Below are 25,307 nucleotides of genomic sequence, written 5' to 3'. Positions count from 1 at the left end.
TCACACTGGCGACGACGACGCCAGCACCAAGCCCGCATCAGCCACTACAAACGACGCGGACACAGCCCCTGAAAACTGCCCAGCAATCAGAACAAACACCGTTGCAGTATTAGGGAGCGGTCACCGGGTACGGCCCGTCACGATCCCACGTCGGGCGTGGTTGACGGCGTGCCCCCCAGGCGAGCCTGGCGGCGTGAATGCCGTGATTCGGGAGGGGCGTTCCCTTTGGGCGTGATGGCGGGTTAGGGTCGCGCTCGGAGAGATCTTGAGTCGAAGGTGGTCCTGATGGAGAAGACGGCAACAGCGCGCCGGGGCAGGCCGGCGGGTGTCCGCTCCGTCGAAGGCGAGCTGACGGCCCGTCAGGCGGCCATCGTCGAGTTCGTCGCGAACGAGGTCGCCCGCCAGGGCTACCCCCCGTCGATGCGGGAGATCGGCAAGGCCGTGAACCTCGCCAGCACCTCGTCCGTCGCGCACCAGCTGATGGTCCTGGAGCGCAAGGGCGTCCTCTACCGCGATCCGCACCGGCCGCGCGCCTACCGTGTGCGTCCGACGTGGGCCCCGGACCTGGCGGGTGCAGCCGCCGGCAGGCCCCCGGCCGAGGTGCCCCTCATCGGGCGGATCGCCGCCGGTGTGCCCGTGCTGGCCGAGGAGGCGGTGGAGGACGTCTACCTGCTGCCCCGCCAACTGGTCGGCGAGGGCGACCTGTTCGCTCTCACCGTGGCCGGTGACAGCATGATCGGGGCAGCCATCTGCGACGGCGACATCGTCACGGTCCGCCGGCAGGACAGCGCCGACCACGGTGACATCGTCGCGGCGCTCATCGAGGACGAGGCCACCGTCAAACAGCTGCACCGTCGCGACGGCCAGGTGCTGCTCATGCCCCGCAACGCCGCGTACGCTCCGATCCCCGGCGACCAGGCGGTCATCCTGGGCAAGGTGGTCGGTGTCCTGCGCCGGCTCTGACCGGACCGGCGGGCGGCGTTTGCCCTCCCGTGATCGGGTGACCCGAGGGATCCCAGGCGCGCACCCGCCACGGGTGTGCCGCGGCCCCGACCCCTGAGGAGCCCACTGTGTCCACGTCGAACGAGGCCGGCGACGCAGCCGAGGGACTGGATCCCGGGCTGCTGGACGACCAGCAACTGCTGCGCGAGCTGGAAAGCGTGCACCGCACCCGCCACGACACCTTCCTGCACGGTTCGCCGGAGGCCCTGGAGACGCACAGCCGCCGCACGGCGGAGCTGGAGGGCGAATACGTGCGGCGCAACCCGGACCGCGCCGTGAGCGCGGGCCGGACGCGGGAGGGAGCCCGGGCCCGCGAGGCATGAGCGCGGGGCGCACGCACCACGGTCGATCCGTGCGCGTGCGCCCCGAGGCTGCTCACAGGTCCGTGCGGACCGGATCGCTCAGGACTGGGTACGGCGTACGCACTCCGTGACCACCGCGCCCAGACTGCCGGTCCTCTCCATGATCTCGCGCTGGATCCGGGCGCCGTTGCCATGCTGCAGCAGCTCGGTGACGGCCTTCTCGGCCCGGTCGGCGTCACCGCAGTCGGTGAGGGCTTCACCGACGTGGTCCAGCAGTGCGCGCACCACTTCCCCGGCGGGAGCGGGCTTCATGGTCAGCGGGTGCAGGAGGTTCTCCTCCAGCCCGGACCGCGCCGCTCGCCAGGCCGCCAGCCGCAGCAGCTCGACGCTGTGACCCACCGGCTCGACACCCGCACGCCACTCGCGCGCGGCCGTCTCCACCAGTCCGCGGGCCAGGGTGGCGATGAGCGTGGCGGTGCTCGCCTCCAGGCAGACGTCCGAGACGCGGATCTCGACGGTGGGGTACTGGTCGGAGAGCCGCGCGTCGAAGTAGACCATCGCCTTGTCGAGGGCCACACCCGTGGCGACCATGTCCTCGACCCGCCGGTGGTACCGGTCGGCGGAGCCGAACAGCTCGGTGGGGCCGGCCATCGGCCAGCGCCCCCACACCCGGCTGCGGTAGCTGGCGTACGCGCTGTTCCGGCCCTGCCAGAACGGGGAGTTCGCGCTGATCGCGGTCAGGACGGACAGCCAGGGGCGGATGCGGTCGACGACGGCGACACCCTCGTCGTCGGACTCGACGGACACGTGGATGTGGCAGCCGCAGACGAGTGTCTCCTGCGTCGCGATCCCGAACTCGTGGGACATCCACTGGTATCTGCTGTTCGGGCTGACCGACGGGCTGACCGGCAGGGGTGACGTGGCGAGGGCCACGACGGCCGCCCCGGTCTCCCCGGCGAGCCGTGCCGCCTCCCTGCGGCAGCGCACGATCTCCGCGCCGAGTTCGGCCATGTCGGACTGCGGGTGGGTGGCGAACTCGAGCTGCTGCTCGTGCAGCTCCTTCTCGAACGTCTCCTCCTCGGGGTCCTCCCTGGCGGCCCGGGCGAGTACGGCCGCGGACAGAGCCTGCGGTTCTCCGGTCTCCGGGTCGACCAGGAGAAGTTCTTCCTCGACTCCGACAGTGCGCACGTGATGCGGCCTTTCTTTGCGGGGGGTTCTACAGCTGGTGGGGGCGGCTAGCGGGCATTTCGCGGGCGGCCCGCGTGGAGTGTCCGAGCGGCCTTCTCGCCCTGCACGAACGGATCGATCTCCGGGTCGTACGTCCCGGCATGGTCGGCCAGGGCGTCGGTCACCCGCTCCCACTCCTCCACCTCGGCGTCCGCGCGTGCCACCTCGCCGTCGGTGAGGGCGTCGGACTTCGCGGCGTGACGGGCGGCGTCACGCGCCGCCTTCGACTCGTGGTGGGACATGCCGGTGGCTCGTCGGCGCACGTCCTCCCACGCCGCCCGTTCCTCTCCGGTCGGGCCGTCCTGCGGCGCCCCGGTGTCCTCGGTGGTGTCACGCTGCTTTTCGAAGCTCACTTCTCGTCCTCGAGGTCGGCTCGGCTGCCCGCCCTTCCGGGTTCCGCCTGCCCGGGAACAGCGGACGGACACCCCCTCTGTCCTGCGGAGGTCCACGTCCGGCGGGGAGCCGCAGGTGCGTCCGCGGTTCCCCCGTAGGCAGCAACAGAGTCCACGAGAAAGGGAGGAAGCTGACAATATCGGTAGGAATCTTCCCGTTCCGCAGAAAGGGCGCCGGTGGATGCGGACGCTGTCGCCGACGAGCTGTACGGGCTGCGGCCTGAGCAGTTCACCGCAGTCCGCAACCAGCGGGCCGCCGCAGCCCGCACGGCGGGCGACCGTGCGCTGTCCGAACAGATCAGCGGGATGCGCCGTCCCAGCCTGTCCGCCTGGGCCAGCAACCTGCTGGTGCGCGAGCAGCGCGACGAGATCCAGCCCCTGGTCCGGCTGGGGGAGGCCCTGCGTCAGGCACACCAGGACCTCGACGGCGCACAGCTGCGTCAGCTCGCCGGGCAGCAGCAGGCACTGATCAGGGCCCTGTCCCAGCAGGCGAAACAGCTCGCCGCCGAGCACGGGCATCCGCTCGGTGACGGCGCCCTGCGCGAGGTCGAGCAGACCCTGCAAGCGGTCCTCGGTGACGCCGGCGCCGCCCGGGAGTGGGCCGCGGGACGACTCGCCAAGCCGTTGAGTCCGGCCGTGGGCTTCCCCGCCGTGGCCCGGGACGCCGTGCAGCAAGGCCGGGCAGCGCCGACCGACAGCGAGCCCCGGGCGACGGCCTCCAGGCCCCGGGCCGCCGGCCGTACGGACTCGGCGGCACAGGCGCGGCGGCGGAAACGGCTCGCCGAGGCCCGCCGGGCGGCCCAGGGCGCCGAGCGCGACCTCGCGGCGTGTGCGGCGGAGGCGGAGGAGGCGGGCCGTGCGGCCCGGGAAGCGCGGGAACGGAACGACACGTCGCAGCAGCACGTCACCGAGCTGCGACAGCGCATCGCGGAACTGACCGAGGACCTCAAGAACGCCGAGGAGCAGCAGCGTCGGGCACGCGCCGACCGGCGTGAGGCCCAGGAGCGGGAACATGTGGCCGGCCGCCGGCTGAGTGCCGCCCGGACCCGGGCCGGGGAGGCCGCGGCGGAAGTCGACCGCCTGACGGGCGAGGCCCCGGACGGGAGCGATGCGGCGGAGGGCGACGGCTGACGGAGATCCCGGCCCTGGCTCCGCGTGGACGGACGGCGAGGGGCCGGTCCCGCGGTCCGGTCGCGGGGCTCAGTCCTTGCGGCCGGTCGCCGCGACGGTGACACCGAGGCCGATCATCGTGAGGCCGCCGACTCCGCCGATCAGGGAGAGCCGGCGCGGTGAGCCGGCGAACCAGGTCCGCGTGGTGGCCGCGGCCAGGCCCCACACGCTGTCGGATGCCAGCGCGATGACATTGAAGACCAGCCCGAGTGCGAGCAGCTGCACCGGGACGTGACCCTGGCCGCGGTCGACGAACTGGGGCAGTACGGCGGCGAAGAAGACGACGGTCTTCGGGTTGGCCACGCCGACCGCGAACCCGTCCCACAGCGTCCGCAGGGTGCCGTGCGCCGCCGGTCCCTCTCCGGTCACCGAGGCGTGCAGGGACCCGCGCTGCCGCACCGCCTTGACGCCCAGGTGGATCAGGTAGGCGGCGCCCACCAGCTTCAGCACCGTGAAGACGAGGACCGACCGTTCCACCGCGGAGCCGACCCCGAGCGCCACTGCCACCACGAGGACGTACGCGCCGAGGGTGTTGCCCACCACGGTGATCAGCGCCGTTCTGCGTCCGTGAGCCAGCGCACGTCCGATCACGAACAGCACGCTGGGGCCGGGAATCACGATCAGCAGGAAGGACATGGCAGCGAAAGCCGGCAGTCGGTCGGAAGACACCATGCCGCCATGAAACAGCGGAACCTTTCGCGTCTGCAGCCCATTTTCGACCAGCGAGCCCGGCCGGATTCCCGTACGCCTCCCTCACCTTTCCTGCCCTTCGCATAAAACCGGTTGGTCGACATTTTTCATTCGACAAGCGTCCTGCCGACGAGGCCGAGCGGACTCGGGCGGGAGCAGTCGCGAGCGGGGCATTGTAAAAACCACCCATCCGGTTTTATTCTGAACGGGTTCCGCGGCTCGCCCCTCCCGGTCACTGACCGGCCTGTGGGTGGTCTGGTCCCTGTTCGTGTCGTCGGTCGGCCCTCGCGGGGCTGATGGGACCGATGCTCTCCTCTCTGTCCCGGATCGGTTCGAACGCCGTGCTGTTCGGCGGGTGTCGTGGGTCTTCGCTGTCTCTAGGGGGTTGTGATGTCTGGTGGAGTCGGGTGTCCGTTCGCGGTGGACGCTTCCGGGCGGGACGTACAGGGGGAGGCGGCACGGTGGGCCGAAGCGGGCCCCGTCGTACCGGTGGTGCTGCCCGGAGGCGTCGATGCCTGGGCCGTGACCGGGCTGGAGACCATCAAGGAACTGCTGCGGGACCCGCGCGTGTCCAAGGACGCGTACCGGCACTGGCCCGCCTGGCAGCAGGGTGAGATCGGCGCCGAGTGGCCGCTGGCGATCTGGGTGTCCGTGCAGAACATGGTGACGGCGTACGGCGAGGACCACCGCAGACTGCGCCGGCTCGTGGCCTCGGCGTTCACGGCACGGCGGGTGGAGAGCATGCGCCCCCGGGTGGAGGAACTGACCGAAGGCCTGCTGGACGAACTCGCGGAGCGTGCCGCGGAAGGACCCGTGGACGTACGGCGGGCGTTCGCGCAGGAACTCCCGGTGCGGGTGCTCGCGGAACTGTTCGGCATCCCGGGGCAGTTCCAACAGGCGATCGCCCGGATCATCGCGGGGTTCTTCGACACCGGCGTCTCGCTCGAGGAGGCGCAGCGCAACGGCGTGGACCTGTACCGGACGATGAGCGCACTGGTGGACCTCAAGCGGCGGTCCCCGGGGGACGACCTGACGAGCGCGCTCATCACCGTGCGGGACGGGGACGACGACCAGCTGTCGGAGAAGGAACTCGTCGACAACCTCATCCTGCTGTACACGGCCGGGTACGAGACCACGGTGAACCTGCTGGACCACGCGGTGGCCCTGCTGCTCCAGCACCCCGACCAGCTGGCTCTGGTGCGCTCCGGGAACGCCTCCTGGCAGGACGCCGTGGAAGAGGCGCTGCGCGTGGAGACACCGGGCGCGACCGGCATCCTGCGCTACGCCGTCGAGGACATCGAGATCGGCGGCGTCGTGATCCGCAGGGGAGACGCACTCGTCATCTCGTTCCTGTCGGCGGGACGTGACCCGGAAGTCCACGGCGCGGACGCCGGGGTCTTCGACGTGACGCGCGCCACGCGCCGGGAGCACCTCGCGTTCGGCTTCGGGACGCACTTCTGCGTGGGCGCTCCGCTGGCCAGGCTCGAGGCTCAGGTGGCACTGCGCGGCCTGTTCACCCGCTTCCCGGACATGTCGCTCGCCGTGCGGCCCGAGCAGCTGCGGCCGCTGGAGTCGTTCATCTCGAACGGGCACCGTGAACTTCCCGTGTCGCTGGGAGACCCCGCGAACCCGGGCGTGCGGGACGCTCGCCCGGCGGTCGTGCGGGCGGCCGGCGGCTGCCCGGTGGGCGCGGGCGCCGGGGCCCTGGGCGCGTAACCGGCGCCCTGCCTCTCCCAGCCGACTGGCGGCGGCGACCCGGGGACGCGTCGCCGCCGCCGCACCGCCGGTGACCGGATCGTTCCGGTGCCGGCCCTGATCGAGCCTGGGACCACGGTTCGGGGCAGGTCAGAATGGGTGACATGAACCGAGCGCTGATCGTCGTCGATGTCCAGGAATCGTTCCGAGCACGCCCGTCGTGGGAACAGTTCTCCAATCAGAAGATCGCGGAACCGGTCAACCGGCTGGTCGCCCTGGCGCGTGCCGCGGGCGACCGGGTCGTCTGGGTGCTGCACACGGAACCGGGCAGCGGTGACGTCTTCGACCCCGACTCCGGCCAGGTGCGCCTCTTCGCGGAGCTCGACGGTCCGCGGCCGGACGAACCCGTCCTGCGCAAGACGTCCCACAACGCGTTCACCACCACCAACCTCCAGCAGCTGCTGACCGAGGCGGAGGTCGGAGAGCTGTGGGTGTGCGGCATCCGCACGGAACAGTGCGTGGAGACCACGACCCGGCTGGGCAGCGACCTCGGGTACCGCATGGTGTTCGTCACCGACGCCACCGCGACCAGCGCCATCGGCGACCTGGGTGCCGCCGAGATCACCGAGCGGACCGAGGCGGTCCTCCGCGACCGGTTCGCCCGGATCGCCACGGTGCCGGAGCTGGAAGCCGAACGGGAAGCACCGGCTGCGTGAGTGAGGTCGTCTTCGTCCTCCTGCCCGGCGTCCACCTCCTCGACCTCGCCGGGCCCGCCCAGGTGTTCAGCACGGCGGCGGACTTCGGGCACTCCTACCGGCTCGCGTACGTCGCCGAGCAGGAGCAGGTGGTCAGCGCCCAGGGCCTGCCGCTGACCGCCCGCACGCGGTGGCCCGAGCTGACACCGGAGGACCTGGTCGTGGTGCCCGGCTGGCGGGCCCCGACGCTGCGCGGGGGGCCCGTGCCGGGCGAGGACACCCTGCGGCGCCTGCGCGGACATCACGCCGGCGGCGGCACCGTCGCCAGCGTCTGCGCGGGAGCCGAGGCACTCGGACGGGCAGGTCTCCTGGACGGGCGCCGCTGCACCACACACCACGACGTGCAGGAGGAACTCGCGGCCCGGTACCCGAGGGCGCTCCTCATGCGGGACGTCCTGTTCTCCGCGGACGACCGGGTCGTGACCTCGGCGGGCATCGCCAGCGGCATCGACCTGGCGCTCCACCTGCTGGCCGTGCGGCACGGCCCGGGACTCGCGGCGCAGGTGGCCCGCCAGATGGTGGTGTACGCCCGCCGCAACGGACACGAGCCGCAGGCCAGCGCCATGCTGCGGCACCGCTCGCATCTGGACGACACCGTGCACCGCGTCCAGGATCTGATCGACGACCGGTTCGCCGAACCGCTGCCGCTGAGCACGCTCGCCGCGTCAGCCGGGGTGAGCGAGCGCACCCTCACCCGCCTGTTCGGGCGCGCCACCGACGGCCTCACGCCGCTGCGCTACCAGCAGACACTGCGCCTGGAACGGGCCGAGTACCTCATCGGCCACGGGTCGACGATGGAGACGGCCGCGCGTGAGGTCGGCTTCGAGGACGCCCGCATGCTGCGACGCCTACGGTCCCGGCTGCCGCTCGGCGACTCCGCGTAACCGCGGCGGACCGGTGCAGGGGCCCGCAAGCGGCTCAGCAGTCGGTCCCGCCGCTCAGTGCGGGGGTCAACCCGCCCCAGGGGTTGGGGAGTTCACCGGTCACCGGACCGGCGACCCCGGCCCGGCGCTCACCGGCCGTGCGGACGGCCAGTGGCACGAGCGCCTCGGGCACCCCGTAGACCAGGTGGCAGAACCGCTCCGGCGGATGCCGTGCGGTCCACGACGGTCTGCTGAACGCCGACACATACGTCGACCAGTGCCCTTCGAAGGTGACGATCAGGTCGGCGACGCGGGCGTATCCGGGCGCCGGGTGGACCCCCGGATTCAGTACGACGGGCGACGCCCCAAGCCGGCGCACCGACCGCACCAGCCTTCGGCAGGCGGGCAGTTCGGCGGGCGAAGCGGTCACCCGGTCCAGGAAGCAGCCGTCGGCCCCGTACCACTCCCGGTGCCGGACCACGTCCCGCGTGACGTCCGCGGCGGGGCGTGCGCCGTAGTCGGTGTCGACGTAGCCGAGCAGTCGGGCGCCGGCCGCCCTCAGCGCCTCGGCGGCCGCGGCGAACGCGGGATCGGCCGCCGTGCCCGGCCCGTCGGCGGGATTGATGACGACCGCGTAGGTGCGGTCCGCCGACGTGATCAGACGGTGCCAGGCGGCCGGATCCTCTGCCGGATGGACGTACAGCGGGATCAGCAGGCTCACGGTGCGCGGCCCCCTTCCAGGTGGAGGGACGGGGCGCCCGCCGTGGCCGCCCACAGGGCCGCCAGCGAGTCGTCCAGGGTGTACGACGGCCGCCAGCCGAGGGAGTCGGCGGCCGCGGTGATGTCGGAGCACTGCCACGACACGTCGCCCGAGCGGACGGACCCGCCGCCGTTCTCCTCGATCCGGCCGCGGAACCCGGCGACGCGCGCCAGCGCCCGCACCATGTCGCGCACCGGGACGGCGTTCCCGCCGCCGACGTTGAGGATGCGCGGCAGCGGCCCGGGCGTCGTCGCCGCGAGCACCGCCGCCCGTGCCACGTCCCGCGCGTCGACGAAGTCGCGGTACGCCGACAGGTCACCCAGCCGGATCACCGCGTCCGGGTCCCGGCCGGCCCCGGCCAGCAGACCGGCGATGCGGCCGGGCAGCCCGGTGAGCGGGGCGCCGGGCCCCACCGGGTTGCCCACCCGCAGGACCACGGCGTCCAGCCCGGAGGCGGCGAGGGTGACGGTGCCGGCCAGCTTGGTGGCACCGTACGCGGTGACGGGACACGTGGCCGCCGACTCGGGCACCCGGGCGTCCCGGGTGCCGGGGCCGTACTCGGCGGCAGAGCCCAGGTGGACCAGGCGGGTCGCGGGCGCCGCCTCCCGCAGCGCCGCGCACAGGACGGCGGGGCCGCGGGAGTTGACCTCGGCGAGGGTCACGGCGTCCCCGCCGGTCGCCCCCGCGCAGTTGATCACGGCGTCGGGCGCCGCCGACGCGAGAATGCCCGCCAGTCGGTCCGTACGGGCCGTGGCGAGATCGATGCCGAGCTCCGCGGCGGATGAGCGGCCGCCGCGGAGCACCCGCACGCCCGGAAGGGCGTGCAGGTGCTCGACGACGTGGCCGCCCAGATAGCCGGTGAAGCCCAGGACGAGGATGCGCATGTGGTGCTCAGGCTCCCTTGAGTAGCAGCGACCTGCGGGTGGTGAACTCCGCGTTGGCCCGGTCGTAGTCGTCGGGGCGGCCGATGTCGAGCCAGTACCCGTCGAACTCGTAGGCGTGCGGGCGGTTCTCCTTTCTGAGGAGGTCCAGCACCAGCTCGTCGAAGCCGAGCGGCAGACCGGCGGTGTAGCCGTCGAGCGTGGTCCGGTTCAGTCCGTACACGCCCATGGAGACGCGGTAGTCGATGCTCGGCTTCTCGGTGAACCCGACGACGTGGTTCGCGTCGGTGGTCAGCACCCCGAAGTCGATCTGCACCTTGCGGGCGTACGTGGCGATCGTCAGCGGGGCGCCCGAACTCCGGTGCCGGTTCAGGACGTCGGCGTAGTCCAGGTCGGTGAGGATGTCGCCGTTCATCACCAGGAACGACTCCGGGAGGCGTTCGCGCATGGTGAGCAGGGGACCGATCGTGCCCAGCGGGCTGTCCTCGGTGACGTAGTCGATGGACATGCCCCACTGGGAGCCGTCGCCGACATAGGCGCGGATGATCTCGCCCAGGTGGCCGATGGCGAGGGTGCAGCCGGTGAAGCCGGCCGTGGCGAGCTGGCGCAGCACGATCTCCAGGATGGCGTGCTGGTCGCCGATGGGCACGAGCGGCTTGGGCAGGGCGGTGGTGTAGGGCCGCAGCCGGACGCCCTTGCCTCCAGCCAGGATCACTACGTGCATGGGACTCCTCCTTCGTGGACGGACGTGCCGGTGGGTCAGATGTTGTAGATGCCGGTCTTGTAGCGGGCGAGGTTGCCCGGGTCGCGGAAGAACTCCACGGTGTGCGCGAGGCCCTGCTCCAGGTCGTGGGCGGGGCTCCAGCCGGTGGCCGCGCCGAGGCGGGTCGCGTCGGCGACGAGCCGCATCACCTCGGACCCGGCGGGCCGGATCCGCTGCGGGTCCTCGCGGACGTCGAGGGCGGTGTCCATCACCTTGCCGATCAGCGCCACCAGGTCGCCGACCGAGATCTCACCGCCGGTACCGGCGTTGAAGGTGCGGCCCACGACCCGCTCGGCGGGCGCGGTGCCCACCGCGAGGAACGCCTGCGCGGTGTCCTTGACGTAGGTGAAGTCGCGGGTGGGCCGCAGGTCCCCGAGGGTGAGGGTGCGCTCGCCGGCCGCCACCTGGCCGATGACGCTGGGGATCACGGCCCGCATCGACTGACGCGGGCCGAAGGTGTTGAACGGCCGCAGCGTCACCACCGGTGTGTCGAAGCTGGCGTGGTAGCTGTCGGCAAGACGGTCCCCGCCCGCCTTCGAAGCCGCGTACGGGGACTGGGTGTTGATGGGGTGGTCCTCGGTGATCGGCACGGTCTGCGCGGTGCCGTACGTCTCGCTGGTGGAGGTGTGCACCAGCCGGGGCGTCCCGAGCGCGCGCACCGCCTCCAGCACGTTGAGCGTGCCCGTGATGTTGGTGTCCACGTAACTGTGCGGTGCCTGGTACGAGTACGGGATCGCGATGAGGGCGGCCAAGTGGTAGACGCAGTCGGCGCCTTCGACGAGACCGCGGACCGAGCCGGGGTCCCGGACGTCGCCGAGGACGATCTCGACGTGGTCGAGGACGTCGGGGGCCAGGGTCTCCAGCCACCCGTAGGAGGAGAAGGAGTTGTACTGCGCCATGGCCCTCACCCGGTGTCCGGAGGCGACCAGCGCCTCGGTGAGGTGGGAGCCGATGAAGCCCTCGGCTCCGGTGACGGCGGCGAGCGGTGCGGAGGTCAACTCAGGTAGTCCTTCCGGTCGGTTGTGCGTGGTGACGGGACGTGGAGCCGGCCCGTTCGTGGACCGGTGCCGTGCGGTGGTGGTCGGGCGGTCGCGCCGGGTAGCGGACGGGGTGCGAGCGGTGCGGCGGTGCGGCAGGGTGGCCCGTGGGACGGAACGGTGGCGGTCGGGGCGCAGGTGCGTGCGGTGCGGTGGGTCGTACGAGGGACGGCGTGGACGGAGCGGTCAGGCGTGGGGTGCCGGCCGCCCCAGCAGCCACACCGTGCAGGCCGTGAGACACAGCGCGGCCGCGCCGCAGCTCAGTGACAACACGGCGCCGCCGGACGGTGGTTGGAGGAGAGCGACCGTTGTGGCTCCGCCGGCGGCCCCGAGGCAGACCCCGGCCGGCGGCCAGGCCACCCCGAAGGCCTGGAGCAGCAGAGCGGTCCACAGCGTCGCGGCGAGCAGCAGCAGCGGAGCCGGTTCGGCGCCGGTGAGCAGTGCGGCGGGCAGCAGGGGAAGGAGGTAGGCGCACAGGCAGAGGGCGAGGATTCCGGACGAACGGAGCAGGAAGGCGGCGGGTGTCGCCGTCGCCCGCAGCGCCGCCACCGACATGCCCCGATACCGGTACAGCAGCCATTCGGCGGGCCCCATGCTCACGGTCAGCGCGATGACGGTGGACGGGTGCTCCCGCCCCTCCAGCAGCACCAGCACCCCGGCGGCCAGGCCGAACAGTCCGTACGGCAGCGAGCGCAGCAGCGCGGGCGGGGCGCCGCCCGGAGCGGGGGAGGCGCCGAGCGGTGTGCGCAGGGCCCAGCCGGCCGCGGCGACCGCGCCGAGGACCGACAGCACCGGCAGCCCGGCCCGCAGCACGGCGCCCGGCTCCCACCACGGCAGGAGCAGCGCACCGGCGATCACCGGGGCGAGCGCGGCCAGCAGCAGCCGCTCCCGGCCCAGCACCAGGAGCACGCCGGCCGCCGCGAGATACACGGACTGCGCGGCCGCCACGCATGCCGCCGCGACCGAACCGGCGAGCAGCGCCCCGGCGGTCGCCGCCGCCGCGGCACCCAGCGGTGCGCCCACGAGAAGGGTGCGCCCCGCCTCGCGCTGTCCCGTGGTCATGCGCAGATAGGCCCGGTGTCCGAGCGCCTGGCCCCAGGCCCAGGAGACGAGCCCGGCGGCGACCAGGACGACGGCGTTCCCGTCGACGTGCCACAGCCGTCCGGTGAGCAGGTACGCGAGCCCCGGCAGGGCGAACAGGGCCCCGCGCAGGGCGCACCGGATGTGGTCAGGGCGCCACGGGTCGGCCGACGGGGCGGGTTCGGGGAAGGTCCGCGGGACGCGTTCGTACAGGGCGGAGGCGAGGGAGAACAGGTTCGGGTGCCCGTAGCGTTCCTGGATCACCTCGGCGGTCAGTCCCTCCGACTCCAGCAGTGCGGCCACCTCGTAGGGGTGCACGGCGGGACCGATGCCGTCGGCGAGTTCGGCGGCGAGCCGGTCGACCGCGTCGTGGTCCGTGCCGCGAACCGGCAGGTGCAGCGTCAGGGTGCGTTCGTCGGCGAGCCGCAGGGACAGCGTGTCCTGTCCCGCGCCGCCCGGTTCGAGAGCGATCGGCCCGCTCATCCGACCAGGCTCCGCGGCTCGGCGGGAGCGGCACCCTCCGCGGCCATGACGCCCGCTTCGGTGTCGGTCGTCCACGGGTCGCGCAGGGTGATCCGGCCGGGCCGTGACAGCTCCAGGTAGATGGCCCGGAAGGTGTCGACGGTCTGCCGCAGCGTGAACTGCTCGATGACCCGCAACCGGGCCGCCTCTCCCAGCGCGCGCCGGCGCTCGCGGTCGCCCAGCAGGTCGAGCGCGGCGGCGGCCATGGCCGCCGGGTCGCGCGGCGCCACGACGAGACCGGTGTCGCCGACGGCCTCCCGTACGCCGCCCACGTCCGTGGACACCGTCGCCCGTCCGCACGACATGGCCTCGATCAGGGTGAAGGGAAAGCCTTCGCTGATGCTGGAGAGCATCACGACGTTGCCGGCCGCGTAGGCGTCCTTTATGTCGTCGACCCGGCCCTCGAAGGTGACCGCCTCCCCGTGGCCGAGCTCGGTGGCCAGCGCCTCGCACCGCTCCCGGTAGGCCTCACCGCCGCGCGGAGTGCCACCGAACAACCGAAGCCGCGCGTCCGGGAGTTGGGCCCGGACGAGGGCGAACGCCCGGATGAGGGTCTCCAGGTCCTTGATCGGGTCGACCCGGCCCGCCCAGCTGAGGGTGGGTGCGTCGGGCTCGGGGCCGGCCGGCGGGAACGCGGCGGGGTCGACCCCGTTGTAGACGGTGCGGATCGACCCGGGATCGGCGCCGCCCTGTTCCTCCCACAGCCGGTTGTATCGGTTGCCGGGCGTGATCAGCGCGGCCCGTCGGTAGGTCTCCTCGGCCAGCAGCCGGAAGAACCCGAGGACGACGGCCTTCACCGGCCAGCGGTACGGGGCCGTGCGGTATCCGAGGTAGCGCTCGCGCAGATAGACGCCGTGCTCGGTCAACAGCAGTGGCACGCCGTGCCGTTCGAGCGCGGCCAGACCCGGCAGTACGGCCACGCCGCCGCTCACCGCGTGGGCCACCCCGTGCTCGGGCACCGGGGCCGCCAGCGGGCGCAGGGCGTGTTCCAGCAGAGCCGTGGCCGTGAGGGCGTCGTGCAGGGTGGGCCGGGCCTCGCGCACGGCCAGTCCCGGCCGGTTCCACACGGCGGTGAGGATGCTGATCGCCCGGTCGCCGCGCAGGAAGGGGCTCAGCAGTCCGTCGGCCGCGGCCCCCGCCATCGCGTGGAGGGCGGTGCCGAACCTGTCCTCCGCGCACGGGTCGAGCAGGGCGGTGAGGAACTGCTCGTAGGCGGTGGCGAGCCGGTTGCGGCGCCGCCCGCGGGGCGGGTTGCCGCCGGGCGCGGGCCCCCACATGGGGACCGTGACCACGCGCGATATCTGTTCCGGGATGTCCCACACGACCGGCTCGCGTCCGGTTCCGGTGACGGCGGTGACGTCGAAGGCGATGTCGGGCATACCGCCGACGAGCTGGTCGCACCAGACGCTCACGCCACCGTGACTGTGTGGGTACGTTCCTTCGGTGAGCAGGGTGACACGCGTAGCGCCGGGGCGTCGCGTGCCGTGGTGAACGTGCATGGGTGTGCTCCACGGCCGAGGTGTGGGGTGGTGGTGCCGGTCCCGGCCGCGGAGGATGCGGCCGGGACCCGGGGTCGGTGCGCGGTCAGCGCTCCGGGGTGTACGGCACCTGTTCGGTCACACCGGCGGGCACACGGGTGCGCGGGGTGGTGCGGGTCGCGGCGGCTTCGCCCTCGACGCCGACGGGCGCGGTGAGCGTGGCGGCGCTCGACGGCAGGGTCAGGGTGAGCGGCCCGGCGGCGGTGACCCAGCCGGACACCCGGCCGGCGTACGCGTCGCCGAACCCGGCGCCGGCCCGCGTGGTGCCCGCGGGCATGGTCGCCGTCGTAGCGACGCCGTCCGGTGCCTCGACGGTCACCGTGTCACCGATGCGGTGGGCGCTGACCCGGCCCGCGGCGACCGCGGCCCGCCAGGTGGCGCGTCGCCGCAGTTCGACGCCGATGTCCTTCATCGGCGCGTTGACCACGGGGGTGTCGGCGGCGAAGAGGTCGGCGTATCCGTCGAGCACCCCGTCCAGGACGGGGTAGGCGATACGGTCCTCGGCCAGGTTCGACTGGTGGATGAAGTGCGGTTTCGGGTCGTTGGACAGGACGTGCCCGAGGGCGATCCGGGTCTCCAGCGGCACGATGTGGTCCGTGTAGCCCGTGGTGGTGCTCAGCGGTGACGACAGGCAGGTCGAGGTGTCGGGGTGGTCCTCGCAGATGCCGCTGCCGCCCTGGGCACGGCCGGTGTAGATCCAGTTGTACTCGTCCACCTGCTCGGCGGCCCGCCCGGCGTTGTAGAAGACGTTCATCGGGTAGCGGGAGACGGTCGTGGCCGGGCCCACCTGGCGCTGCTCCGGGTCGCGGGAGTTGTCCGAGGCGAGCCACTGCACGCCGTTGTCCGCGAGGGCGGTCGCCAGGTTCGGGTTGTCCGCGGGCTGTTGCGGCAGCAGCTTCAGCCCGGAGTGCTCACCGGTCACCAACTCGTCGTCGTCCAGCGGCAGTCCGGCCGCCCGGCCCCAGACACGGTTCTTGGCGATCTCGTCGGAGATCTCGGTCCGGCCGACCCACGCGGTCCTGCCGTCCGGGCCGGTGGCGCACTTCCAGGGCACCACGGTCACGTCCTGCCGGCAGCCGAGGAAGGCATGCGTGTAGGTGTGGTTGATCCAGCGGAAGCGTCCGCGGTCGTCGACCAGCTTGTCGGCGAGCGGGTCGGCGCCGTTGTTGTCCTCCCGGTGGTCGACGCTGCCGGCGCCGTTGTACGCGAGGTCGAGGGTGAAGTTCCGCCGCGTCTGCCAGGCGGTGGTGTGGTCGACGTCGGCGGGCGTCATCCGGATCGGGCGCGGCACGCCCTCGCCCCGGGCGCAGTCGACGTCGCCGGGCGTGCAGTTGAGCTCGGTGTCCCAGCGGTCGTCGGCGGCGAAGACGTCGTCGACGTGCACCGCGAAGTAGTTGCGCGAGGCGCCCAGGTGAACGCCGCCGGTCATCCATTCCACGATGCCGCGGGCCAGCAGCCGGAACTGCCGCTGGTACCGGTTGTAGACGAACGTGACGACGAGTTCGCGCCGCCCGTCGTGCCGGTACTCACCGACCAGCGAACCCCGCGTCGTCCGGCCGGGGATGGCCGCGTCGACGTACGGGGTGAAGTCCGCCCCCGCGACGGCCGTCGACAGGTAGGCGTAACTCTCGCCGACGGTCGAGGAGTTGTCCTCGAACGGGACGGCCCCGTCCAGATAGCCGAAGGGTCCCGCCCGGCCGGCCGCGGTGACCTCGGCCGGTACGCCGTCCACGCTGCCGGAGTAGCCGCCGTGGACCGGGTACTGGAGTCCGGCCTCGGGGCGGGCGTAGGTGTACGCGTCGACCTGCGGGATCGCATACGTCTGCTCGTAGGCGGCCAGTGCCGCCATTTCGGCGGAGTCCGCGGCGAACGGATTGTCGTTCGGCAGGACGACCGCCTGGAACTTCGCCCGCGGCCGGCCGTCCACCGTGTCGGCCAGGAAGCCGGCGTCGATCACGGGCCGGCCGGACTGCCGCAGGTCGACCTCGGTGTACGGCGTTCCGGCGGTGTCCAGTTCGGCGGCGATGGCGTCCGTGGCCGGTCCGCCGTCCCTCACGACCAGGACCCGCAGATCGATGCGCGGCGTGGCGGGATCGGCGTGAGCCGCACCGGCCGGCAGGCCGAGCGAGGCTATGAGCACGCCCGCGGTGAACGCGGCCGTGCGAATGGTCCCCTTCATGCGGTGAAGTCCTCTCCCCGGGCAGGGGTGAGCGCCGCTCCATCGAGCGGAAACACCCCCTTGCGCCACGCCGCCGCCCCCCTCGAACGTCGGTCGTCGTCGCATCCGTCGCGTCACATAGTGATGTCTCTGTGTAGTTTTCGTGCTGCTGCTGCGAAACATGACGGGAAAGTGCAGGCGAAGAACTGCTCGGGCCTCGGCCGGAACGGCTGTCCGGTGGCCCTCGGGGGACCCGCGGCGCGACGTGGTGGAGAGGCCCCTGGGTCGGACTGTGCCTGCGTGGAGTACATGCGGAGCGTCGGCGTCCGCGTGGTCGGGCCGCCAGTGGTTCAGACCAGCACGGCTTCGTGGCCTCTGATCGGTTTTAGGTCACCCAGGACGCGGACGTACCGAAGGCGGCGGTTCGCGCGTGTCCGCGACGAACCTGCCGCCTTGGGTGACCACTTGTGCTCTCGTGATCTACGGCTGCGCGCCAGGAGGCGGGCGCCGGTGCGGGATCAGGGGCAGAGCACGCGCGTCTCGGGCGTGTAAACCGGACCGCCGCCGGTGCTCGTGGTGTCGCTGAACTCGGCGTAGTAGTACGAGTAGAAGCCGATGTTGCCGTTGCAGCCGGAGTCCGCCGCGACCTGGAGCGTCAGCGTGACGGTGCGGCTCTGGCCCGGCGGGATGGTGGAGCCGTAGTTGCCGCCGAGGTTGGCGGGGCCGGTGCCGGTACAGGGGGAGCTGCCGGCGGCGGTGGCGAGGCTGCAACCGGTGAAGGTGTACTTCAGGTCGGGCCGCTGGGTGGTCAGCCAGGTCGGGTCGATGGTCTGGTGGACGAACCAGATGTCGTAGGTCTTGTTGTTGGTGAGCGTCATCGAGAGCCTCACCGTGCCGCCGGGCTGAGTGGTGGCGCTGTCGGTGGTGAACGTCAGGTCGGCCGGGGCGAGGTCGGCCGCGCTCGCGCTCGGGGCGAGTCCGAACAGGGCGAGGACGAGGGCGAGGGTGGCGGCGAGACCGAGGCGTCGTTGCTGTGTGGATCGCATGGGCCGGGAGGCTAGGCAGGCCACGAGGGCACCGTCTGCCCCGTCGGGAACACCGGCAACGGAATGCGGCCTGAAGTGCACATCAGGTGATGGCTCTGTGAGCACGTCGTCACAGAGTGAATCTGCCCGCATTCATGCACGACAGGCCGGACGGGCGAGCCGAGTCGCCCTCCCCGCGTGATGCCACCCGCTTCGACGCCCCCATCGGGCGGATTGGCGGATACCGGGTGCGTCGCGTGCCGAGGTGAAGCAACTGCCTTTTGGGGAGCGGGTGTTGTTACCGGCCAACCGATGATGTTCCGGCCGTCGGGTGCCGTCGGGAAACGGTCGTGACGTCCTGCGGGTCCGTCCCCCCCACGGCCCACAAGCACGCGCGGGGCCGAACCGGCCCGGCGAACCCGGAAGAAGCCCCACCTCACCGCGCCACCGGTCCGCACTGTGGACCGGGCGTTGACACGTGTTGTCCGGCTTCGGCAAGCTACGCGATCATGCAGCTCGCCGGTGGCCTCAGCGCCACGCTCGTGCGGCGCCGCCACGTCGATCTCGGTCGTCTGGCGAGCGCCATCTGTTGCTGCGCACTCTGAGCCCGGACCGCATGACCCCCGTTCGGGCGGCCTCCCGCCGCCCGTGAGCGGCCGCGTCCACGCCCGTTCCGGCCTGTCCCCCTGCCCGCCTCGGGCTTACCCCGTCCGTTCTGCCGACCCCGCGCGGGACGGCCGCCGTCACGCAGCGCGTGCCGGGCGGCCGCCGTTGCCCGCGCCGAGGAGTTGCCTCACCATGTCCCCGTCCACGAACGACCGATCCGCCCTGTCACGGCGCGCCTTCGGCGGCGCGATAGGCGCCGGGGCCGCCACCGCCGCCGTCGGGCTGCCGGCCACCACGGCACACGCGACGCCCGCCGACGCGGACGCCGCGCAGCCGCACGAGCGGCCCTTCCGGGCCGCGGCGGGCAGGCACGCACGGCGGCCCAACATCCTGTTCATCCTCGGCGACGACCTGGGATGGGCCGACCTGTCCTGCTACGGCGCGCCCCACATCAAGACCCCGCACCTGGACCGTCTCGCCCGGCAGGGCGTGCGCTTCACCGACGCCTACGCGGGCTCCGCGACCTGCTCGCCGACCCGCTTCAGCCTGTACACCGGCCGCTATCCGGGGCGTACGAAGGGCGGCCTGGCCGAGCCGATCGCCAACAGGTCGGACGGGCTCGAACCGACCCACCCCACCCTCGCCTCCCTGCTCAGGGGCGCCGGATACGCGACCGCCCTGATCGGCAAGTGGCACTGCGGCTACCTGCCGGACTACTCGCCCACCAAATCGGGCTGGGACGAGTTCTTCGGCAACTTCGGCGGCGCGCTTGAGTACTACTCCAAGCTCGGGCTGGGCGGTGAGTACGACCTGTACGAGGGGGACGCCGAGTACAAGGACCTGCGGTACTACACGCGGATCCTGACCGAGCGGGCGAGCGAGTACGTGCGCCGGGACCACGACCGGCCGTGGCTGCTCAACCTCAACTTCACCACCCCGCACTGGCCCTGGATCGCCGACGGCGACAGGGAGGAGAGCGCCGAGATCGTGCGCCGTATCAAGTCGGGCAAGGGGGTGCAGGCGCTGCTGCACACCGACGGTGGTTCGGTCGAGAAGTACACCGAGATGGTGCAGGACCTCGACCGTTCGGTGGGCCAGGTCCTGGCGGCGCTGCGGGAGTCGGGACAGGAGGAGGACACACTCGTCTTCTTCGGTTCCGACAACGGCGGCGAGCGCTTCTCCTACCAGTGGCCCCTGTCCGGCGAGAAGGCATCCCTCCAGGAGGGCGGGATCCGGGTGCCGACCGTGGTGCGGTGGCCCGCACGTCTGAAGGGCGGTCAGGTCAGCGAGGTGCCGGTCTTCTCGCCCGACTGGACCGCGACCCTGCTGGAGCTGGCCGGTGCCCGCCCCGATCCCGGTCATCCGCTGGACGGCGTCAGTCTCGCCGGATACCTGCTGCGGGGCGAGACCCCGCCGCAGCGGGAGCTGTTCTGGCGGGTGCGGGGAGAGCGGGCGGTGCGCCGCGGCAAGTGGAAGTACTACCGGGGCAAGGGCGGCGCCGACCAGCTCTTCGACCTGTCCCGGGACGCGCGGGAGCAGGCCGACCGCGCCACCGAAGAGCCCACCGTGCTGGCCGAGTTGCGAGCCGTGTGGGAGAAGGTCGACGCGGAACTGCTGCCGTATCCCGCCTCCTGACGAACCGCTGCCGTCGGCGGCTCGTCAGGGCGCCGGGCTGTCAGGCCCGCTGCGCGGGGGAGTGCGGCGCCGGAGCCTCGGTGGTGTGCGGGTAGGCGGCCGCCCGGTGCTGGAAGGAGAGGATCTTCGGGTTCTGGACGACGCCGTCGCGGATCTCGATGGCCTTGCGGACCGTCGTGTCGGCGTCCCAGGCCGCGGGGCCGCTCATGACCTCACGCAGGTAGGGAATGAGCGCCTCGCTGATCTCCCACGTCGCCGAGTTCCACAGGTGGGAGGGGCTGTGATCCACGCCGTAGTAGTGGCAGCCCGGCCCCACGGTCGGCATCGGATCGGCGAAAGTGGTGGGGCGCGCCCACTCGAACCCCATGCCCTCGTCGCAGGAGACGTCGACGAAGAACGTCCCCTGGCGGAAACCGGCGAGTTCTTGCTCGGTGACGAACGTCAGGGGCGCGTCGGTGTCCTGCCTTATGCAGTTGACGATGATGTCGAACCCGGCCAGGTACTCCGCGAGCGGCACGGGGCCGTCCTGGGTGAGCGCCTGGAGGCGGGACGGATCGTCCTCCCGCTCCTCGAAGTGCCCCATCACGACCGAAGGCATCGGCGAGGCCACCGCAGCCGCGGCGCGCTGGGTCAGCACCGTGACGTCCGAGACCCCCATGGCGCCCAGGCCCGTGACCGCCCCGCGCGCCGTGGCGCCGAAACTGATGACCACCGCTCGCAGGCGCCGGCCGTAGCTGCCGGTCAGGCCGCCGAGCTGCAGGGCGTGCAGCACGGAGGAGTAGCCGGCGAGTTCGTTGTTCTTGTGGAACACATGGACACTGAACTGACCTGTGGAGGTCCAGTGGTTCATGGCTTCCCAGGCGATGACGGTCAGCCGCCGGTCGATGCCGATCTGCGTCATCTTCTCGTCCTGCACGCAGTGCGGCCATCCCCACAGCACCTGGCCCTCACGCAGCGCGGCGACGTCCTCGTGCACCGGTTTGGGCAGCAGCAGGACGTCGCACTCGGCGAGGAGCTGCTCGCGGGTGCGCAGACCTGCCACCAGTGGTCGCAGCGCGTCGTCGTCGACACCGAAGCGCACCCCGTAGCCCTGTTCGAGGAAGATCTTCTCGCGCACGTCGGGGTCGACGCGGTCGAGGTGGCGGGGGTGCAGGGGCAGCCGGAACTCGTTCTCCTTGCGGGAGGAGGCGAGTACTCCCAGACTCATCAGGCTCATGTGCGTCCTCGTCTTTTCACTGTGTCGCTGGTGCGGGGCGGTGCGTCCCCGTGAACGGGGAGCGGTCGACGGCTGAGGCGATGCCGGCTATCGAGGGCCGCGGAAGGGGACGTGAAAGACGGAGCGCGAGTACGAGCGGGGAAGCATGGGGCGGCTCGATTCCGGCCGGTGCACAGGTGCCCGGCCATTGCCGTTCCCGAGGGCGACGCCGAAACGGATGACGGCGTGCGAGGTGCGCTCGGTACCGCAACCGTACCTCTGTCAGGACCCCTCGGGTTCCAGGCCCCGAACGCCCGCCGCCGGTCACCTCCCCGTCCAGGCGGGGCGGCGCTTTCCCTTTGGGTTTGTTTGGGCCGGTGTGTGCGGGTGACGCATAAGTGGATACGGCGCCCGGCTCCCGTTCCGTACGGGCGTGTCTTGTGGGAAGGGGCAGGTGTGAAACGCGGTGCGCGGGCGGGTGACCAGGTCAGGGGCCGGACGCGGACGGCCGACCGGCCGGACCCGCGCCGGTGGCGGGCCCTGTGGGCCACCCTGGTGGCCGGGTTCATGACCCTGCTCGACGTCACGATCGTCGCGGTCGCGCTGCCTTCGATGCAGCGGCAGCTCGGCGCCTCGGCGGCGTCCGTGCAGTGGGTCGTTTCGGGCTATGCGCTGGCGTTCGCCCTGGCGCTGGTGACGGCCGGACGGATCGGTGACGCGGTGGGCCGGCGCCGTGTCTTCCTGTGGGCGCTGGCGGCCTTCGTGGTGTGCAGTGCCGCGGCGGGCGCCGCCCCCTCCATCACGCTGCTGGTGGCGGCCCGGCTCGCCCAGGGCATCGCCGCGGGCTGCCTGGCCCCGCAGAACTCGGCCCTCATCCAGCAGATGTTCAAGGGGGCGGAGCGGGGCCGTGCCTTCGGCCTGTTCGGCGCCACGGTCGGGATCTCCAGCGCCGTGGGCCCGGTGACCGGCGGCCTGATCCTGGCCCTCGCCGACGGCCCCGGCGGATGGCGGTGGATCTTCTACGTCAACGTCCCCGTGGGTGTGCTCGCGCTGCTGCTCGGCAGCCGGCTCCTGCCGCGCGTGGCCCCGGGCCGCAGGGGACACCTGGACCTGCCGGGCGTCGCCCTGCTCGGTGCCGGGGTGCTGGCGGTCATGCTGCCGCTGGTCCTCGCCGAGGCGGGCGGGATACGACGCCTCTGGTGGCTGTTCCCCGCCGGACTGGCGCTCCTGGCCGGGTTCGCGCGCTGGGAGAGGCGGGTCGCGGCGCAGGACGGAGAGCCGTTGCTGGATCCGAGGCTCTTCACCGAGGCCCGCGGTTACGCGGCCGGCGCGGGCATCGCCGCGCTGTACTTCGTCGGGTTCAGCGGCGTGTGGCTCGTCTTCGCGCTGTTCTTCCAGAACGGACTCGGCTACTCGCCGCTCAGGTCCGGTCTCGCGGTGACCCCCTTCGCCGTCGGCTCGGCGGCGGCGGCGGTCGTCGCGGGACGGCTCGTCGAACGGCTGGGCAGGCTGCTGACCGTCCTCGGGCTGACCGGCGTCGTACTCGGTCTGGGTGCGACGGCCCTGGTCCTGAGGTTCGCGCCGGCGGAGGCGGCCGCCTGGTGCGCGGCGCCCGCCCTCCTCATCGGCGGGATCGGCAGCGGCTGCGTGATCTCGCCGAACGTCACCATGACCCTGCGCGACGTCCCGGTCCGTATGGCCGGGGCGGCGGGCGGTGCCCTGCAGACGGGCCAGCGTCTGGGCGGTGCGGTCGGTACCGCGGCGCTTCCCGGGCTCTTCTACCTGGTGCTCGGATCGAGCGCCCACGACTACCGCACGGCCGTGGCGGTGGCCGTCGGCACGGGGATCCTCGCCCTGCTGGGGGCTTTGGCGGCCGCCGTGCTCGACTGGCGCCGCGACCGCCGTACCGGCCCCGGGGGCACCGACCCGCCGGACTCGGCCGGGACGGGCCACCGCCGCACCCGCGCGAATCAGTGCTGACCCGGACGTCGCCGGATAGGGCCTGTCCGACAATTCCCGTCTGCCTCGCGACGCCATGCACGCACTCTCGCCGCACCGGGCGCAGACCCAAGTACGTCCAGTACGAGGCTCTACGCCCGGCACTCCCCAGCCTCCGGCCGGGGGGACCCCCAGAGCACGCACCTGACGCCGCGAGGCCGCCCTCCGGGCGACGACGGGAATTGTCAGACAGGCCCCTAGAACTCGCGGTCGATGCCGGTGACCGAGGCCGGTCCCAGGGGAGCGTCCGTCTCCGCGATCCCGCTGGCCCTCAGCGCCCCGGCTACGAGGCGTACCGCCTCGGCCTCCGCGCTCGACTGGTCCGCGGCATCCACTTCGAGCCGGATCGAGAACATGCCGCCGTCCTCGACCGTGAGGAGGTTCAGCTCCTCGCTCTCGCCCAGCTCCGTGTTCTTCGGGTCCTGCGGGCGCAGCCTGCGCACCACTTCGGAGCGTGCGTCGTCCGTGACGCCGTGGACGAGGGTGCCGGGGACGGTGATGATGAAGGTGGTCACAAAAAGCTCCTAACGTGGACGTCCCTTGCCGCGGCAGGGGCGTCGGGCTCGCTGAGGGCTGCCGTCACTGTCCCTGGAGATTCTGGACGAGCATCCGGGCGGCGAACGCGAGAAACACCGCTCCGGAGATCCGCGTCATCGGATGGCCCTTGCGCGTCGGCCCGGTGGCGTCGCAGTCCCAGGCGAACGGCCGCTGCCCGGGCCGGTCGGCCTTCCGGAGCGGTTGCGCCCGGACCACCCGCACCAGGCCCACGAGCGGGAAGAGGCACAGCAGGACGGCGGCCAACGAGCCTCCCTGAGTACGTCGGGCGACGGACGCCCGAGGTGCGGTCGGTTGCGTGGACGTCCGTCTACCCCGGATCATCGGAGCCACCCGGGACACCTGCGCGCCCGGTCCTCGCGAACCCGGCCGCCCCGTAAGCGGTACCAGTCACGCCGGAACGGCCCGGAGATCAGAACGGTCGCGGGATTCGTCCGCGGACCGTCGCCGCTGCTCCTCCGGGTGCGGCCTGCGGCGGCCGCACCCGGAGGAGCACCTGGGCGTAAGCCTCCGGGACCCGGCCCCGCCGCCGCTGGTCGCGTTCCTCAGGCAGGCCGGTCCGGTGAGCGGTCGTCGTCTCCCTTCTCCCGCTCCGCCGCCTCGGCGACGCGCTTGATGTTCGCCAGCCGTCGGTCCCAGTCGTTGGCGAGCGCGGCCATCCACCGTGCCGTCGCGTCCAGGGCCGCGGGCCGCACGGCGTACCGGACCTCGCGTCCGACGCGCCCGCCGGAGACCAGCCCGGCGGCGTCGAGCACGGCGAGGTGCTTGACCACCGCCTGCCGCGACACGGGCAGCCGTTCGGCGAGCGTCGTAGCCGTGGCCTCTCCCTGGGCGGCGAGCAGGTCGAGCAACTGCCGCCGGGTGGCGTCGGCCAGCGCGGCGAGGACGTGGTCGACCGCCGCGGCACCGCCGTCACGTTCCTCGGTCACACGGACTGCTGCGCGCGCGTCTTGAGCGCGTCGAGCTCCAGGGGCCAGCCTTCGCTGTGGTCCTTGTGATTGCGAATGCGCAGGTCCTCGGATCCGGCCAGCGCCGTGAACCCGCTCTCGACGACCCGCAGCCGGGTCCGCTCGCCCTCCTGGGCCAGCGTGAACTCCACGAGGGTGCTGTTGTCCTCGCGCAGTTCCTCTCCCGGGAAGGCGCTGGTCCAGCGGTAGGCCAGGTACGTCGGCGGCTCGACCTTCTCCACCCGCACCGGGAAGTCGCCGTGCTCGGCGTTCCTGGCCACCATCGTCTCGCCCTCCCTGGCCACGGTGCCGGGCAGGCTCGCCTTCTCGGCGACCCAGAATCCGGGCTGGGCCACCAGGGACCACACCCGCTCCAGGGGAGCCTCGATCAGCGTCTCGCGTTCGATCCGGTCCTCACTCATGAGCCGACTCCTTCAGTGCCACGATTGGATGCAACTCCAGAGTTGCACGTCATGAACTGTCGTGCAACCCAACGGTTGCATCTCATGGG

Annotated in this window: 25 protein-coding genes; 9 read left to right on the top strand and 16 right to left on the bottom strand. The window is 72.3% G+C overall.

Going from position 1 to position 25,307, the window contains the following annotated elements; translation table 11 throughout:
* Nucleotides 1-285: 285 nt before the first annotated feature.
* Both lexA and AC069T_RS32195 read left to right on the top strand, forming a co-directional pair.
* Entirely contained in the window at nucleotides 286-963 is a 678-nt protein-coding gene (gene lexA / locus AC069T_RS32200; protein WP_358855017.1) for a transcriptional repressor LexA, read from the top strand.
* Between the two features lie 107 nt (nucleotides 964-1,070).
* A complete protein-coding gene (locus tag AC069T_RS32195) occupies nucleotides 1,071-1,325 on the top strand; it encodes a DUF6158 family protein (RefSeq protein WP_478786104.1) in 255 nt (84 codons plus the stop codon).
* Between the two features lie 78 nt (nucleotides 1,326-1,403).
* Here AC069T_RS32195 and AC069T_RS32190 read toward each other — a convergent pair whose 3' ends face one another.
* Nucleotides 1,404-2,492, bottom strand: coding sequence for a glutamate--cysteine ligase 2 (locus tag AC069T_RS32190; RefSeq protein ID WP_478786103.1), 1,089 nt, complete (start codon nucleotides 2,490-2,492; stop codon nucleotides 1,404-1,406).
* A 47-nt stretch (nucleotides 2,493-2,539) separates the two neighbouring features.
* Entirely contained in the window at nucleotides 2,540-2,884 is a 345-nt protein-coding gene (locus tag AC069T_RS32185) for a hypothetical protein (RefSeq protein WP_478786102.1), read from the bottom strand.
* 216 nt (nucleotides 2,885-3,100) lie between these two features.
* Here AC069T_RS32185 and AC069T_RS32180 point away from each other — a divergent pair, with 216 nt between their 5' ends.
* Nucleotides 3,101-4,054, top strand: coding sequence for a hypothetical protein (locus AC069T_RS32180; RefSeq protein ID WP_478786101.1), 954 nt, complete (start codon nucleotides 3,101-3,103; stop codon nucleotides 4,052-4,054).
* Between the two features lie 69 nt (nucleotides 4,055-4,123).
* Here AC069T_RS32180 and AC069T_RS32175 read toward each other — a convergent pair whose 3' ends face one another.
* Entirely contained in the window at nucleotides 4,124-4,765 is a 642-nt protein-coding gene (locus tag AC069T_RS32175; protein WP_478786100.1) for a LysE family translocator, read from the bottom strand.
* A 438-nt stretch (nucleotides 4,766-5,203) separates the two neighbouring features.
* Between AC069T_RS32175 and AC069T_RS32170 the strand changes: the two genes are divergently transcribed.
* From AC069T_RS32170 to AC069T_RS32160, 3 genes are all read left to right on the top strand, one after another.
* Nucleotides 5,204-6,499, top strand: a complete 1,296-nt coding sequence (locus tag AC069T_RS32170) for a cytochrome P450 family protein (RefSeq protein ID WP_478786099.1) — start codon at nucleotides 5,204-5,206, stop codon at nucleotides 6,497-6,499.
* A gap of 143 nt (nucleotides 6,500-6,642) precedes the next feature.
* Complete coding sequence (locus AC069T_RS32165; RefSeq protein ID WP_478786098.1) at nucleotides 6,643-7,194, top strand: cysteine hydrolase family protein; 552 nt, start codon at nucleotides 6,643-6,645, stop codon at nucleotides 7,192-7,194.
* The gene (locus AC069T_RS32160; RefSeq protein ID WP_478786097.1) at nucleotides 7,191-8,117 is read left to right on the top strand and encodes a GlxA family transcriptional regulator; all 927 of its coding nucleotides are present in this window, start codon (nucleotides 7,191-7,193) and stop codon (nucleotides 8,115-8,117) included. Before AC069T_RS32165 ends, AC069T_RS32160 begins: the two co-directional genes overlap by 4 nt.
* A gap of 34 nt (nucleotides 8,118-8,151) precedes the next feature.
* On the opposite strand, the gene AC069T_RS32155 is transcribed toward AC069T_RS32160, so the two are convergent.
* The 8 genes from AC069T_RS32155 to AC069T_RS32120 all read right to left on the bottom strand — a co-directional run bounded on the left by AC069T_RS32155 (nucleotide 8,152) and on the right by AC069T_RS32120 (nucleotide 17,881).
* Nucleotides 8,152-8,817 carry a spherulation-specific family 4 protein gene (locus AC069T_RS32155; RefSeq protein WP_478786096.1) on the bottom strand — a complete coding sequence of 222 codons (666 nt, stop codon included), beginning with the start codon at nucleotides 8,815-8,817 and terminating at the stop codon, nucleotides 8,152-8,154.
* A complete protein-coding gene (locus tag AC069T_RS32150) occupies nucleotides 8,814-9,740 on the bottom strand; it encodes an NAD-dependent epimerase/dehydratase family protein (RefSeq protein ID WP_478786095.1) in 927 nt (308 codons plus the stop codon). The genes AC069T_RS32155 and AC069T_RS32150 overlap by 4 nt, the downstream gene beginning before the upstream one ends.
* A gap of 7 nt (nucleotides 9,741-9,747) precedes the next feature.
* Nucleotides 9,748-10,461: a sugar phosphate nucleotidyltransferase gene (locus tag AC069T_RS32145; RefSeq protein WP_478786094.1), complete on the bottom strand. Its 714-nt coding sequence runs from the start codon at nucleotides 10,459-10,461 to the stop codon at nucleotides 9,748-9,750.
* Nucleotides 10,462-10,496: 35 nt separating this feature from the next.
* A complete protein-coding gene (locus AC069T_RS32140) occupies nucleotides 10,497-11,498 on the bottom strand; it encodes a GDP-mannose 4,6-dehydratase (protein WP_478786093.1) in 1,002 nt (333 codons plus the stop codon).
* Between the two features lie 225 nt (nucleotides 11,499-11,723).
* A complete protein-coding gene (locus AC069T_RS32135) occupies nucleotides 11,724-13,100 on the bottom strand; it encodes a hypothetical protein (RefSeq protein WP_478786092.1) in 1,377 nt (458 codons plus the stop codon).
* Nucleotides 13,097-14,638 (bottom strand): GT4 family glycosyltransferase PelF, encoded by a 1,542-nt coding sequence (pelF, locus tag AC069T_RS32130; RefSeq protein WP_478786091.1) that lies wholly within the window; start codon nucleotides 14,636-14,638, stop codon nucleotides 13,097-13,099. The genes AC069T_RS32135 and pelF overlap by 4 nt, the downstream gene beginning before the upstream one ends.
* Before the next feature lie 85 nt (nucleotides 14,639-14,723).
* Nucleotides 14,724-16,856 carry a hypothetical protein gene (locus tag AC069T_RS32125; RefSeq protein WP_478786090.1) on the bottom strand — a complete coding sequence of 711 codons (2,133 nt, stop codon included), beginning with the start codon at nucleotides 16,854-16,856 and terminating at the stop codon, nucleotides 14,724-14,726.
* A gap of 497 nt (nucleotides 16,857-17,353) precedes the next feature.
* Nucleotides 17,354-17,881, bottom strand: a complete 528-nt coding sequence (locus AC069T_RS32120) for a hypothetical protein (RefSeq protein WP_478786089.1) — start codon at nucleotides 17,879-17,881, stop codon at nucleotides 17,354-17,356.
* A gap of 488 nt (nucleotides 17,882-18,369) precedes the next feature.
* Between AC069T_RS32120 and AC069T_RS32115 the strand changes: the two genes are divergently transcribed.
* Nucleotides 18,370-18,465: a putative leader peptide gene (locus AC069T_RS32115; protein WP_476750445.1), complete on the top strand. Its 96-nt coding sequence runs from the start codon at nucleotides 18,370-18,372 to the stop codon at nucleotides 18,463-18,465.
* A gap of 193 nt (nucleotides 18,466-18,658) precedes the next feature.
* The gene (locus tag AC069T_RS32110; protein WP_478786088.1) at nucleotides 18,659-20,101 is read left to right on the top strand and encodes a sulfatase-like hydrolase/transferase; all 1,443 of its coding nucleotides are present in this window, start codon (nucleotides 18,659-18,661) and stop codon (nucleotides 20,099-20,101) included.
* 40 nt (nucleotides 20,102-20,141) lie between these two features.
* On the opposite strand, the gene AC069T_RS32105 is transcribed toward AC069T_RS32110, so the two are convergent.
* On the bottom strand, nucleotides 20,142-21,317 hold the full coding sequence (locus AC069T_RS32105) for a N(5)-(carboxyethyl)ornithine synthase (RefSeq protein WP_478786087.1): 1,176 nt from the start codon (nucleotides 21,315-21,317) through the stop codon (nucleotides 20,142-20,144).
* A 435-nt stretch (nucleotides 21,318-21,752) separates the two neighbouring features.
* Between AC069T_RS32105 and AC069T_RS32100 the strand changes: the two genes are divergently transcribed.
* Entirely contained in the window at nucleotides 21,753-23,276 is a 1,524-nt protein-coding gene (locus AC069T_RS32100) for an MFS transporter (RefSeq protein ID WP_478786086.1), read from the top strand.
* A 215-nt stretch (nucleotides 23,277-23,491) separates the two neighbouring features.
* Here the strand turns inward: AC069T_RS32100 and AC069T_RS32095 are convergent, their stop codons facing one another.
* The 4 genes from AC069T_RS32095 to AC069T_RS32080 form a co-directional block, all read right to left on the bottom strand.
* Nucleotides 23,492-23,809 (bottom strand): hypothetical protein, encoded by a 318-nt coding sequence (locus AC069T_RS32095; RefSeq protein WP_478786085.1) that lies wholly within the window; start codon nucleotides 23,807-23,809, stop codon nucleotides 23,492-23,494.
* Between the two features lie 64 nt (nucleotides 23,810-23,873).
* Nucleotides 23,874-24,095 (bottom strand): DUF6199 family natural product biosynthesis protein, encoded by a 222-nt coding sequence (locus AC069T_RS32090; RefSeq protein ID WP_478786084.1) that lies wholly within the window; start codon nucleotides 24,093-24,095, stop codon nucleotides 23,874-23,876.
* Nucleotides 24,096-24,394: 299 nt separating this feature from the next.
* Nucleotides 24,395-24,778: an ArsR/SmtB family transcription factor gene (locus AC069T_RS32085; protein WP_478786083.1), complete on the bottom strand. Its 384-nt coding sequence runs from the start codon at nucleotides 24,776-24,778 to the stop codon at nucleotides 24,395-24,397.
* Nucleotides 24,775-25,218 carry an SRPBCC domain-containing protein gene (locus tag AC069T_RS32080; RefSeq protein ID WP_478786082.1) on the bottom strand — a complete coding sequence of 148 codons (444 nt, stop codon included), beginning with the start codon at nucleotides 25,216-25,218 and terminating at the stop codon, nucleotides 24,775-24,777. Before AC069T_RS32080 ends, AC069T_RS32085 begins: the two co-directional genes overlap by 4 nt.
* Nucleotides 25,219-25,307: the final 89 nt, after the last annotated feature.

It is taken from the genome of Streptomyces sp. NPDC043867 (genome assembly GCF_056435845.1).
This window is presented reverse-complemented; position numbering and strand designations above follow the sequence as displayed.